At 43.3% G+C, this 13,109-nt stretch carries 11 protein-coding genes; 3 read left to right on the top strand and 8 right to left on the bottom strand.

Going from position 1 to position 13,109, the window contains the following annotated elements:
• Window positions 1-166: 166 nt before the first annotated feature.
• Complete coding sequence (gene acs / locus FTT70_RS04580; RefSeq protein WP_180168337.1) at window positions 167-2,110, bottom strand: acetate--CoA ligase; 1,944 nt, start codon at window positions 2,108-2,110, stop codon at window positions 167-169.
• 469 nt (window positions 2,111-2,579) lie between these two features.
• Between acs and FTT70_RS04575 the strand changes: the two genes are divergently transcribed.
• Window positions 2,580-3,566: a mechanosensitive ion channel family protein gene (locus tag FTT70_RS04575; protein ID WP_004974276.1), complete on the top strand. Its 987-nt coding sequence runs from the start codon at window positions 2,580-2,582 to the stop codon at window positions 3,564-3,566.
• Here the strand turns inward: FTT70_RS04575 and FTT70_RS04570 are convergent.
• From FTT70_RS04570 to prfB, 5 genes are all read right to left on the bottom strand, one after another.
• Entirely contained in the window at window positions 3,540-4,253 is a 714-nt protein-coding gene (locus FTT70_RS04570; protein ID WP_180168336.1) for a 16S rRNA (uracil(1498)-N(3))-methyltransferase, read from the bottom strand. The two genes, FTT70_RS04575 and FTT70_RS04570, sit on opposite strands and share 27 nt — an antisense overlap.
• Before the next feature lie 2 nt (window positions 4,254-4,255).
• Window positions 4,256-5,536 (bottom strand): 3-deoxy-D-manno-octulosonic acid transferase, encoded by a 1,281-nt coding sequence (locus FTT70_RS04565; protein ID WP_179990252.1) that lies wholly within the window; start codon window positions 5,534-5,536, stop codon window positions 4,256-4,258.
• An 84-nt stretch (window positions 5,537-5,620) separates the two neighbouring features.
• Window positions 5,621-6,700, bottom strand: coding sequence for an alkene reductase (locus FTT70_RS04560; protein WP_180168335.1), 1,080 nt, complete (start codon window positions 6,698-6,700; stop codon window positions 5,621-5,623).
• A 20-nt stretch (window positions 6,701-6,720) separates the two neighbouring features.
• Complete coding sequence (locus FTT70_RS04555; RefSeq protein WP_019837093.1) at window positions 6,721-7,020, bottom strand: helix-turn-helix transcriptional regulator; 300 nt, start codon at window positions 7,018-7,020, stop codon at window positions 6,721-6,723.
• Window positions 7,021-7,177: 157 nt separating this feature from the next.
• Window positions 7,178-8,273 (bottom strand): peptide chain release factor 2 gene (gene prfB, locus FTT70_RS04550; RefSeq protein ID WP_104852716.1). Its coding sequence is split into 2 segments (ribosomal slippage): window positions 7,178-8,200 and window positions 8,202-8,273, totalling 1,095 coding nucleotides; the frame shifts between segments, so codons are not numbered across the junction.
• A gap of 571 nt (window positions 8,274-8,844) precedes the next feature.
• Between prfB and FTT70_RS04545 the strand changes: the two genes are divergently transcribed.
• Together FTT70_RS04545 and FTT70_RS04540 are read left to right on the top strand one after the other, a co-directional pair.
• Entirely contained in the window at window positions 8,845-9,627 is a 783-nt protein-coding gene (locus FTT70_RS04545) for a putative porin (RefSeq protein ID WP_179990846.1), read from the top strand.
• A gap of 173 nt (window positions 9,628-9,800) precedes the next feature.
• Window positions 9,801-10,679, top strand: coding sequence for a putative porin (locus tag FTT70_RS04540; protein WP_179990847.1), 879 nt, complete (start codon window positions 9,801-9,803; stop codon window positions 10,677-10,679).
• A gap of 48 nt (window positions 10,680-10,727) precedes the next feature.
• On the opposite strand, the gene recJ is transcribed toward FTT70_RS04540, so the two are convergent.
• Together recJ and pdxH are read right to left on the bottom strand one after the other, a co-directional pair.
• Window positions 10,728-12,437, bottom strand: coding sequence for a single-stranded-DNA-specific exonuclease RecJ (recJ, locus tag FTT70_RS04535; RefSeq protein ID WP_180168334.1), 1,710 nt, complete (start codon window positions 12,435-12,437; stop codon window positions 10,728-10,730).
• A 13-nt stretch (window positions 12,438-12,450) separates the two neighbouring features.
• On the bottom strand, window positions 12,451-13,107 hold the full coding sequence (pdxH, locus tag FTT70_RS04530) for a pyridoxamine 5'-phosphate oxidase (protein ID WP_131261206.1): 657 nt from the start codon (window positions 13,105-13,107) through the stop codon (window positions 12,451-12,453).
• Window positions 13,108-13,109: the final 2 nt, after the last annotated feature.

Genomic DNA, 13,109 nt, shown 5'->3' with positions numbered 1-13,109 from the left:
TTATTTATTCTACAGTTATTTTTTAATCACCCAAGCAAATTACCAAGCAAGACGACACGAGTTGTCGCATAAAGTAAGATGATATAAACAATCACCTTACTTCATCGAAAAAAATAAAAAACAAACCTTATCTAACTTCTTTGTGTACAGTGACAGCAACCTTAACCTACCTCTCCCCATACACCGTTGCAATCAAATGCTCCACCACTTGCGGCTCAGCCAAAGTAGATGTATCTCCTAAACTATCCAATTCATTCGCTGCAATTTTCCGCAAAATACGGCGCATAATTTTACCTGAACGGGTTTTGGGTAAAGCAGGTGCCCAATGCAGCGCATCAGGCGTTGCCACAGGTCCCAAAATTTTGCGAACCCAATTGACTAATTCTTCACGCAAGTCCTCTGACTCAGGTGTACCAACTTGCAAGGTTACAAAGGTGCAAATCCCCTGTCCTTTAATCTCATGGGGCATACCCACCACTGCCGCTTCAGCCACAGCTTCATGTGCCACCAAGGCACTTTCAATTTCTGCGGTACCTAAACGGTGCCCCGAAATATTCAAGACATCATCCACACGCCCTGTAATCCAGTAATAGCCATCTTCATCACGGCGTGCACCATCTCCTGTAAAATACGCACCCGGATAGGTCGAAAAATACGCTTCAATAAAACGTGCAGGGTCGCCCCAAATACCGCGCATTTGCCCTGGCCATGAATCTTTCATAATTAAATTGCCTTCGGTCGCGCCTTCCAGTTCATTACCTTCGGCATCGGCAATAGCAGGTTGCACGCCAAATAATGGGCGGGTTGCCGAACCGGGTTTCAGTGGCGTTGCACCCGGCAATGCTGAAATTAATATGCCCCCAGTTTCGGTTTGCCACCATGTATCTACAATTGGGCAACGTCCTTCACCTACTACGTTGTAATACCAGTTCCATGCTTCAGGATTAATTGGCTCACCGACTGAACCAAGTAAACGCAAGCTGCTGCGGTCACTTTCACGTACAAAACGATCTCCCTCTCGCATCATGGCGCGAATGGCAGTCGGCGCGGTATATAAAATGGTGATGTTGTGTTTATCAACAATATGCCCTGTGCGCGCCCAGCTTGGATAGTTCGGCACCCCTTCAAACATCACGGTAGATGTACCATTCGACAATGGCCCGTATAAGACATAAGAATGCCCTGTAATCCAGCCTACATCTGCGGTACACCAAAACACATCATCCTGTTTCAGGTCAAAGACTTCTCGGAACGTGCTATTCACATAGGTCAAATAACCGCCTGTGGTATGCAAAACACCTTTGGGTTTTCCAGTCGAACCCGAGGTATATAAAATAAATAGTGGATCTTCGGCATTCATCGGCTCAGGTGGGCAGATGTCATTCACCGACATAATTTCCATGTGATACCACAAGTCGCGTTCAGGCAGCATCTCAATCGGATTCCCTGTACGATGCACCACAATCACATTTTGCACACAGTCGGTACCTGCTACTTTTAGAGCGGCATCAACATTGGCTTTTAAATAAATTGGCTTGCCACCACGCATGGCCGAGTCTGCAGTGACAATTAACTTGGCCTGACAGTCTTCAATTCGGCTAGCCAAAGCATCGGGAGAAAAACCGCCAAAAACCACACAATGCACTGCACCAATTCGCGCGCAGGCCAGCATGGCAATCGCAGCTTCGGAAACCATCGGCATGTACAGCACCACCCGATCTCCTTTTTGCACCCCGTTCTTTTTCAGTACGTTGGCAAAACGGCAGGTTTCATCATGCAAAGAAGCAAAAGAAACCACTTTATGTCGAGAAGGATGATCTCCTTCCCAAATAATTGCAGGTTTATGCGGATGTTCTTTTAAATGACGGTCTAAGCAATTGGCACTGACATTCAGTTGCCCATCGGCAAACCATTCAATTTTAAAATGCTCGGGGTCAAAGTTGGTATTTTTGACTTGAGTAAAAGGTTTAATCCAATCTAAGCGTTGGGCTTGCTCTGCCCAATAAGTATCAGGGTCATCTATAGATTGTTGATAGCGTTGAAAATATTCTGCCTCAGTGGTGCGGGCAGTCTTTTTAAATTCATCTGGAACAGGATATACGTCTTTCATCTGCTACTTCCTTGATGTTCTTGCATCTCTCACGAGATGTATGCCACGTTATTGATTATTATTTCTGCACATTTACAGTATGAACTTTCTTTTTTATGGCTCACCATTCGGCTTTAGTCGCATAAATTTTATACAAACAAGAGCATGCCAAATCGTTGATCGAATGCCATGTCCTTGCATTCATACTTTTCAGGTTTACATTCCACTGTACTGCGCATTGCATTATTTTTAAAGAAAATATCGTCCAATAATCGCGAGTATTAACATTTTTTTACGCAGCCAATCATCCATGCCAACGACCCTGTCTTAAAGATAAAACCACATACAACTAGCATTTTAAGCGCCAAAAAATAGTACGCTCATCACTTCTCTCCAAGTTGTCTAAAATACTCGCAAGTAAGCATTGCTTCATTAACCAAATTGAGTTTTTCAGGCAAAATAGTCACTTCATTTTGAATTCGGAATTATCGTGGCAGAATCCAAACCCTCACTCAGTGAAGTTTCTGAAAACACCAGCCAGCTGTTGCAGGAAGCCACTGAAAAAACCACGCAAACCGTGATCAATCATACGGCCAAGTACAATGACGCCTACTCCACCATCGACAAAATTATGGAAGGATTTTGGGAGCGTGTGCCGTATTTAATGATTGCAGCCGTGGTGCTGATTCTGTTTTGGCTGCTTGCCCGTGTGTTTAAATGGTTTGTCCGCAAGACCCTAAACAATCGTTCCTATACCCGACAAAATCTGGTTTTGGTGCTGAATCGGGTCGGTAGTTCCGCAATTATTTTCTTTGGTTTTCTGATTGCGATGGTAATTGCCATTCCTGGCTTTACCCCAAGTCAACTCATGAGTGCTTTGGGATTAGGCTCAGTGGCGATTGGTTTTGCCTTTAAGGATATCTTTCAGAACTTATTGTCGGGTGTACTGATTTTGATTGGTGAGCCTTTTAAAATTGGTGATGACATCATCGTCAATAATATGGAAGGCACGGTGGAAGATATTCAGATTCGTGCAACCTTTTTGCGCTCTCCCGATGGGCGTCGCATCGTGATTCCAAATGCCACGGTCTATACCAGTGCCGTGACGGTCAATACGGCTTATACCCGTCGTCGTTGCGAGTTTGTGGTCGGTATTGGTTATGAAGATGACGTACAAAAAGCCAAAGATATTATTTTGGCCATTTTAGACCGTGACATAAAAATCTTGAGCCAACCTGCATTTAGCGTCAATGTCACTGCCTTGGCCGATTTTTCGATTAATTTAAATGTGCGTTGGTGGGTAAATACGACGGAAACCACCACTTCAGCATCCATCAGTGAAGTGCAAGAACGGGTAATTGCCGCTTTTGCCGAACATCACATTTCGATTCCTTATCCTGTGCAGGAAGTGAAAGTTTATCGTGGTGATGCAGCAGTCAATGAAGATGATTCAGCCCGCACTAAACAAACGCCCTAAAACATAAGCAATCACAGTTTCAGTACGAATAATACGGTTGCCCAAGTGCCGCGCTTGGCAGCCGTTTTTTTCGAGCAAATCAATTTCGTAGGGAATAAATCCACCTTCTGGGCCAATCACAATACTGCATGGATGTTGGATGGCATGTGGCATAGCTTGATCGGTATAAGGATGCGCCACATAAGCAGAACAATCGGCAGAAATCAAACCGGGCAAAACATCTTCCACAAAGGGTTTAAAGCGTTTATAAAGTTGGATCTCAGGTGCAATGGTATCGCCTGCTTGTTCCAAGCCCAAAGTTACATATTGATCGAGCTGCTGCAAAAATGGCGTTTGCCAATAGCTTTTATCAACCCGATAGCTGTGCAGTAAAATAATTTTTTCCACACCTAACGTCACGCTATCCATAATTAAACGACGCAATACTTTGGGGCGCGGCAAAGCCACAATCAGGGTCACAGGCAGTTTTTTTGGGACAGCTTCTTCATGCAGGGCTTTGACTTGAATTCGCTGCTCGCTGACTTCCACCACTTCGGTCAAATAACGCTTGCCACCACGAATCCCGACTTTCAAGGTGTCACCGACTTGCACACCAACATGCGTATGCAAATGCTGCACTTGCCGCTGGGCGCTAATAGACCACACTTCATTTGTGGTCTGCCGAGGGTCAAGCAAAACGATATTCATATTTAAAGATACTGATTAATCACGTGAATATGCTCAGTCAAAGAGCCACGATTTTTATACATAATCACTTGAGCATTTTGATTCAGCTGAGCACGCAACGCAGGTTCAAACAACAATTGCGTTAACGTATTTACAGCTTGTTCAGCATCTTCGACCACATACACGGCTTCTGCTGCAACAAACTCATCCACAATACTTTGAAAGTTAAAATAATTTTTGCCCAATACCGTGGCGACATTTAAGGCCAAAGGCTCTAAAATATTATGCCCACCGCCAGGTTCATTCAGCGAACCACCAACATAACAGGCCTGACTTAAGGCGTACCACAACCACATTTCACCCATGCTATCGGCTAAATACACTTGTGTTTCGGGTTGAATCGCTTCAGCCAAACTACGGCGCTGCATATTGAGTTGCAGTTTTTTCACCTGCACAGCCACTTCATCAAAACGCTCTGGATGGCGCGGCACAACAATACATAACAGTTCAGGATGCTGTGCGAAATAAGGTTTCAAAGCAGTCAATAATTGCTGTTCTTCAGGCGCATGGGTACTGGCAAGGGTGATAATTTTGCGATGTGCCAATTGCCATGTCTGTTGCAACTGCGCGGCTTGCTCTACAAAATCTTCTGGCGCAGTAATATCAAATTTAATATTACCCACCACGTTTGTACGCTCGGCAGGCATCCCCAATGCGATAAAACGCTGCTGTGTGGCAGAGTCTTGCGCCAAAAGTTGCTGCAAATTTTGCAACATGCCGCGAGTTAATCCTTTAACTTTGGCATAACCTTTGGCCGATTTTTCCGAAAGCCGCGCATTAATCAACAAACACGGGACTTGAAAATGCTGCGCCTGATCAATCAAATTAGGCCACAATTCTGTTTCGACCAGTGCCAATAATTTAGGCTGATATTTCTGATAAAACTCACGAATTAAATGCACCTGATCGGCAGGTAAATACACGGCTTGAAATAAATCTAAATACGGTGCTTTTAAAAATAATGATTTGGCGCGTGCCTGCCCCGTTTTGGTGGTATTGGTGACTAAAACGGGATGTCCCACTTTTAAATAATGTTCAATTAAAGGTTGTGCGGCATTAGTTTCCCCCACCGACACCACATGAAACCAAATGGCATGTAAATTTTTAGCAGGCTGAAATGGGCCAAAACGCTCAAGCAGTTCTTGTTGTAATTGCTCAGGATATTCGGCACGTTTACGAATACGTGACTGATAAATCGGTTTTAACAGCGCCAAGGCTGCGTTATACCAAAATGGAGTAGCCAAAAGATGCGCCCCAAAGAAAGATTATCGGCAAAATATAACAGAGCCACACGCGCATGTTAATTGCATGTGGCGCTATACTGGCTTTTATTCTACAGCGTGTTGTGTTTCCGCCAAAGTTGGATAATCGATATAGCCTTCTGCAACGGCTGTACCAATCATGTTTTCCAGCTTGAGTTCGTTTAAAGGTACATCTGCCAATAAACGCTCATACAAGTCTGGATTGGCAATATACGCCTTACCAAATGACACCGCATCGGCCTTGCCCGAAGCCAATAATTCCACGGCATCAGCACGACTTAAACGCATGTTCGCGATATATGGCACACCGCCTGAACGTACTTTCATTTCTTGGGAAATGCTGTCTTCGGCTAAATATTCGTGGGTAAAGAAAAAGGCGATTTTACGCTGCCCCAATTGCTGCATCACATAGCCAAAGGTTTCACGTGGATCATCATCTCCCATGTCGTGCTCATCGCCACGTGGTGCTAAATGCACACCGACTCGACCTGCGCCCCAGACTTCAATTAAGGCGTCCATCACTTCTAACAAGAAACGCGCACGATTTTCAACCGAACCACCGTATTCATCGTCACGTTGGTTGGTTTTGCTTTGCAGGAATTGATCAATCAAATAACCATTGGCTGCATGCAACTCTACCCCATCAAATCCTGCTTCTTTGGCACGGATGGCGGCTTGTTTATATTGCTCGGTAATGGTGTGGATTTCTGCAATTTCTAAGGCACGTGGCAACACATATTCACGTTTAGGACGCAACAAACTGACATAACCTGCTTGTTGTACCGCACTTGCCGATACTGGTGTTGCACCATTGAGTAAATCTGGATGTGAAACACGACCTACATGCCACAGTTGCGCCACAATCAAACCACCTTTGGCATGCACGGCATCGGTAACGAGTTTCCAACCCTGCACTTGAGCATCGGTAAACAATCCTGGGGTATTTAAATAACCATTGGCTTCTTCAGAAATTACCGTTGCTTCTGAAAGAATCAAACCTGCACTGGCACGCTGTGCATAATATTCTGCCATCATTGGCGTTGGAACACGGTCATCGCTGGCGCGGCTACGGGTTAAAGGTGCCATCACCACACGGTTTTTTAGATGCAGATCACCCAAAACTAAAGGAGAGTCTAATTCAGCCATTTTTGCCTCTAATCTCACAGTTAAAGTGAGTGTTTTAAATATTCGACATATTGCTGAATGAGTGCTTCATTACGAGAAAAATACGACCATTGTCCATATTTTTCTGCACGAATAAGACCTGCCTGTTGCAGTACCGATAAATGATTTGACATGGTCGATTGCGACACGTTGCCCAAACGCTCAATGTGTCCTGCACATACGCCACGCTTAAAGTCGCCACACTCATCTACCGACAAAAATTGTTCTGGTGCTTTTAACCATTCTAAAATTTGCCGACGGGTAGGATTGGCTAAGGCTTTAAAGATTAAATCGACATCCATCATTCAGACACATATTCGTAAATATAAGCCCAATTCAGCAGCTGCTTTTAATATATCGTATTTTTTCGATATTAATATCGTTTTTTTACGATTTATATAAATTTTTAAGCAACTCAACTGAATTGGGCAGGCTCATTATGATCTTACAGACCCTAACTTATAGACCCTGTTTTAAACTGGCTTCAATAAACTTATCTAAATCACCATCTAAAACTGCACCTGTATTTGAAGTTTCCACGCCTGTACGCAAGTCTTTAATACGTGAATCATCCAATACATAAGAACGAATTTGGCTGCCCCAACCAATATCAGACTTCGAGTCTTCTAAAGCTTGAGCCGCCTCATTACGTTTACTCATTTCCAGTTCATACAACTTAGCACGTAACTGTTTCCACGCATGGTCACGGTTGGCGTGTTGCGAACGTTGGTTCTGACAAGCCACCACAATACCTGTAGGTGCGTGGGTTAAACGTACCGCAGAGTCAGTTTTGTTAATGTGCTGACCACCCGCACCCGATGCACGATACGTATCGGTACGAACATCGGCAGGGTTAATATCAATTTCAATATTGTCATCCACTTCTGGTGAAACAAACACTGCAGAAAATGACGTATGACGACGGTTACCTGAGTCAAATGGCGATTTACGCACTAAACGATGCACGCCCGATTCGGTACGCAACCAACCATAAGCATATTCACCTTCAACGCGAATGGTCGCAGATTTAATCCCTGCCACATCACCATCCGACTCTTCCATCAATTCTGCTTTAAAGCCGTGACGTTCAATCCAACGCATATACATACGCAACAGCATCGATGCCCAGTCTTGTGCTTCTGTACCACCCGAACCTGCCTGAATTTCGACATAGCATGGGTTTGGATCCATTGGATTGCTGAACATACGGCGGAATTCTAATTTCGCCAGTTCTTCTTCTGCAGAAGTCAATTCAGACTGCACATCCACCAATAAATCTTCATCATCGGCTTCAACGGCTAAATCCAGCATGGCTTGGGCATCTTCTAACTGGGTCGCCAAACCTTCTAGGACATGAATCACGTTTTCAAGCTCGCCCTTTTCTTTGGCCATGGCTTGCGCTCGACTTTGATCATTCCAAATTGCAGGATCTTCTAACTCGCGGAGAACCTCTTCTAAACGCTCTTTTTTCAGATCGTAGTCAAAGATACCCCCGTAGTGTTTGACCACGTTCGTTCAAGTCTTTTAATTGGTTTAGATAAGGATTAATTTCCACGTAAATTCTCTCAATTAACAATGAAGCTTATTAGCTGATAATTGTAGCACAGACCTGTTCTAGCTTTTCTACCCTGCTGTAAATTCCAGCATAACTTTTCAGCTTTTATAGGTTGAATGCTAAATGTGGTTAAAAATAAAGATTACTTTCAACTTTTAAAGTGAAAGCCTGATGATAGCCAACCTAAAATAGCATGCCCGATTAACACGGATGTTTATCTTAATGGCTGATCTATCGCGCTAATGTTTTGCCTGACACATTCAGCTGAAAACATGCTTAAAAAGTGGTGTATGGCAATTGCTTCAACCCGCCAAATAAAACAAAGATGAAACAAGTTTGATGATTTAATGATCAAATTTAGTAAAATTCACAAAACCTACATAGTTTTAATAAAACAAAACATTTAATTATTTCATTTTTATTTCAATCACTTAAATAAAAAAAATTACACAAACTTACGCTTGAAACAATGCGGTAACTTTCCTGTGATTGACGCTGATTTTTTTTCGCCTAGACTGAAAGTTGTAACAAAAAGTTTAACTGTTAACCAGATTTCAGAGGGGTACTTTCCATGAAAAAATTAGCAATCGCATCAGCCCTACTTTCAGCTTTGGCTATCACTGGTACTGCGAACGCATACCAAGCTGAAATTGGTGCATCAGCAGGACTGATTGATCCAGACAACGACAGTTCAAGCGGTTCATTCGGTGTTGATGGTACTTATTACTTTAACCCTGTACAAACCCGTAATGCACCTTTGGCAGAAGCAGCGTTCCTTGATCGTGCTAGCAACGTAAATGCCAAATACCAATATGACGAAGTCGGTAATGATGAACGTCATCGTTACGGCGTAGGTGCTGAAGTTTACATTCCTAACTCAGATTTCTATGTGAGTGGTAATGTTGGTCGCGACGATATGAAATTTGACCGCGGTGGCGATTTTGATGAGACTGTTTATGGCGCTGAAGTCGGTTATTTACCCGCACCAGGTTTATTAATTGCTGCAGGTCTAAAAGGCTACGACAACGATTATGACGACGGTGTCGATCCTACGCTTCGCGCTAAATATGTCACTTCTCTAAGCAATGGTAAAGATATCAACTTAGAAGCAGGCGCAGGTTTTGGTGATTTAGACGAATATAACCTTGCGGCAGATTACTTCATCGATAAAACCTTAAGTCTAGGTGTAGACTACTACAGTAAAGATCGTGACTACGGTGATACTAACGAATTTGGTATCAATGCACGTAAATTCTTTACCCCGCAAATCAGCCTCGAAGGCCGTGTTGGCTTTGGTGAAGTTGGCAACAATGACTATAACCGCTTTGGTGTCGCTGCAAAATATCGCTTCTGAGTTTAGCCTAATTAGATATTCAAACAGCACTCTTCTTCGGAAGGGTGCTTTTTTATGCCTCAAAATAAAGCAGTTAGGTAGAAATAGTGCATTGACTGTATGTTTATTTTCCGTACAATCAGCAACAACTGTAACAAAACAGTCATATTTCTACAACAGAGGGAATCTCAATAATGTTTAAAAAACTTGCGCTTGCAACTGCTCTTCTTGCTGGTTTAAGTACTGCTCATGCGTATCAATTTGAAATCAATGGTGGGTATGAAAACACTGATTTTGATAATAATTTAGGTGGTGTAGAACTTGAGTCTGATGGCGACTTATTCTTTATTAATGGTAAATATTACCTAAATGGTGTTCAAGTCAAAAATGTACCTTTAGCTGAAGCTGCTTTTTTAGCTAAAGCGAGCAATATTGGCTTAGGATATCTTAATGCCCAAAATGAACTCAACATAGGTAACGTCAAGGCAGAAGAAGAATATGACATTGTTGGTATTAACGGTGAGTTTTATATCCCTAATACCCAATTTTATATTGGTGGTAGCTTAAACCGTTTGGACTATACAGGTTCGGTAACTACCCCTGGACTTCATGAAGAAGAGTCTGAAGATAATACTGGTTACTCTTTAGAAGCAGGTTATCTACCTACAAATGGTCTACTATTAGCGGTTGGTGTCGCAAAAGACAGCTTCGATCCAATGTTAGCTTCTAAAATTGGATTTGCAAGCACACTTGGTTATGGGGTGGCTGTAGTTGATGAAACAGCTGTTTCTTTACGCGCAAAATATGTATCTCAAATAGGTAACTATTATACGAATTTTGAGGGTGTTTCTTATTTCGGCGATGAAACAGTATATCGTCTAGGTGCAGACCTTTATATCGACCCAACTCTAAGTGTTGGTGTTGCTTTTGCTGATTCAACAGAAGATGACTCTGATACTATCTTTAATGTCCGTGCACAAAAATTCTTTACCCCTGCATTTGCTGTAGGTGTGAATTACACAACAACTGATGGTGCGGACTCTTATGGCATTAATGGTACATTCCGCTTCTAATTCCATAAATTAAAAGCAAAAAATCCGCTCAAATTTGAGCGGATTTTGTTATTTAGATTGCTCCAAATGCACAATCTGCAACTGTAAACTCACATTGCCATTAAACACATTGCGCTCTAATTCATAAACCAAACGCACATCATCCAGCATCGGGTTAAATTCAAATTTATCTTTGGCACCAAACGCAATCGCATCTACAACCTGCCCATTCTCCAATGCCAAACGCAGTTTTAAATGAGTATCTTTAAGCCATCTAAAATCGACCACTTTAAAACGCCCTTCAAATACAGGTTGCGGAAATTTATGTCCCCACGGTGCCAAATGCTGCAGCATCTCTACCGTGTGCAAATGAAAAGCCTCTGGCGGCAATTCACCATCTGTCCACAGCACGGCATGAAACAGCTCTGCATCCATTTGCGCAATGATCTGTTCAAAGACCTGTTTAAATTCTGCAAAATGAGCCTTTTTAATGGTCAAGCCTGCGGCTGCAGCATGCCCACCAAAATGACTAACCAAGTGTGGATATTGCTCTGCCACCAATTCAATGCTGTCACGAATGTGAATACCTTCTATGGAACGGGCAGAGCCTTTAATATGCTCACCATCTTCATCGGCAGCAAATACAATCGCAGGGCGATGGAACTGCTCTTTTAAACGTCCTGCGACAATTCCAATCACGCCTTGATGCCAATGTTCTTCAAACATAATCAAAGCATGCGGTAAATCGCTTTGATCTAACTGCAACTTTTCCAATTCTGCCAGCGCATCTTGTTTAATTTGTGCTTCAACCTGACGACGTTCCTGATTCAAAGCATTTAACTGACGTGCCAAAGCATAGGCACTTTGCATATCCGTTGCCAATAAACACTCGATTCCAATATCCATCGTTTCCATGCGCCCTGCAGCATTAATACGTGGCCCTAAGACAAAACCTAAATCCTGCGCTTTAAGCTGTGTGGGTTCACGCCCTGCCAAGTCTAGCAATGCGCTAATCCCAGGACGACATAAATTCTGCTGTATCCGTTTTAAGCCTGCATCCACCAAAATACGGTTGTTATAATCCAGACTGGCTACATCGGCATAGGTGCCCAAAGCCACCAAATCTAAATATTGCGTTAAATTTGCAGCAGATTTGCCCTGTTTTTTACGCTGACTGGATAAGTTCGCCAACACATAAAATGCCACACCCACACCTGCCAAGGCTTTACTTGGGAAATCACAACCCAATTGGTTTGGATTCACCACAGCCTCTGCATTTGGGGTGGCTTTCGTTGTGAGGTGATGATCGGTAATGATGACCTGCATCCCCAAAGCTTGCGCACGTTCCACGCCTGCATGACTGGAAATTCCGTTATCTACCGTAATTAATAGATCAGGTGCATAACGCTCAAAAGCCAAATCGGCAATGGCGGGGGTTAAGCCATAACCATATTTAAAACGGTCAGGTACTAAATACTGCACGTGTGCGCCCATTTCGCGCAATGCCAAAATCATAAGTGTGGTACTGGTCGCGCCATCGGCATCGTAATCGCCCACAATTACAATTTTTTTCTGCTGATCAATCGCCTGATCCATCAGCTGAATTGCTTCTGGTAGACCTTTCATGCTTGGAGCAAGCAAGTGCTTCAGTTTAAGTTCCAGCTCCTGCTCAGACGCAACGCCACGGCGCGCTAAAATTTGGGCAACAAATGTAGAGACGCCCTGAAAGTTTTCAGGGCGTGTAAGTAAAGGTCTTTGCTTTATTAGAATTTTTGACATAATTTCCAGTGATTTAAGGCATCAAGCGTTGTAGTTTCCAGTCACCTTCAATTTTTTCATAAGCTAAGCGGTCATGCAAACGGTTCGGACGGCCTTGCCAAAATTCGTAATAATCAGGCTGCAAGCGGTAACCGCCCCAAAATACAGGTTTTTGCAATTCAGATTGATCGCCCACTTGGGCATGCAAGTCTTGGAAACGCGCCTGTAGTTCTTCACGGCTGGCAATCACACCACTTTGCGGAGTGCTAATATGCGCAGCGATTTGGTTGTCACGTGGGCGTTTGTGATAATACGCTGTCGATTCTTGCTCATCAATTTTTTCGACATAACCGCTGACACGAATCTGACGTTCCAGTTCAGGCCAGTAAAATAACAATTCAGCATAAGGATTGGCCGCTAAATCCAACCCTTTTTGACTGTCATAATTGGTATAAAAGTCATAGCCTGCTTCGGTGGCTCCACGCAGCAACACAGTACGCACATGCGGACGACCTTGCGCATTGGCAGTCGCCAATGACATCGCATACGGTTCATGCAGCTTGGCTTCTAAGGCATGGTTAAACCAATTCAAAAACTGAATATGCGGATTGGCACTGACCTGTGCTTCTAGCAATTCACCTTTTTGGTAACTTAAACGCAGCTCACTTAAATCTTTAATTAAATCACTCACGA

It is taken from the genome of Acinetobacter sp. YH01003, assembly GCF_013420525.1.
GTDB lineage: Bacteria > Pseudomonadota > Gammaproteobacteria > Pseudomonadales > Moraxellaceae > Acinetobacter > Acinetobacter towneri.
This window is presented reverse-complemented; position numbering and strand designations above follow the sequence as displayed.

Excerpts from the sequence above, each read along its gene's own strand:
- acs (WP_180168337.1), bottom strand. The coding sequence starts at position 2,110 with ATGAAAGACGTATATCCTGTTCCAGATGAATTTAAAAAGACTGCCCGC.
- FTT70_RS04570 (WP_180168336.1), bottom strand. The coding sequence starts at position 4,253 with ATGAATATCGTTTTGCTTGACCCTCGGCAGACCACAAATGAAGTGTGG.
- FTT70_RS04560 (WP_180168335.1), bottom strand. The coding sequence starts at position 6,700 with ATGGCTGAATTAGACTCTCCTTTAGTTTTGGGTGATCTGCATCTAAAA.
- FTT70_RS04555 (WP_019837093.1), bottom strand. The coding sequence starts at position 7,020 with ATGGATGTCGATTTAATCTTTAAAGCCTTAGCCAATCCTACCCGTCGG.
- FTT70_RS04545 (WP_179990846.1), top strand. The coding sequence starts at position 8,845 with ATGAAAAAATTAGCAATCGCATCAGCCCTACTTTCAGCTTTGGCTATC.
- FTT70_RS04540 (WP_179990847.1), top strand. The coding sequence starts at position 9,801 with ATGTTTAAAAAACTTGCGCTTGCAACTGCTCTTCTTGCTGGTTTAAGT.
- recJ (WP_180168334.1), bottom strand. The coding sequence starts at position 12,437 with ATGTCAAAAATTCTAATAAAGCAAAGACCTTTACTTACACGCCCTGAA.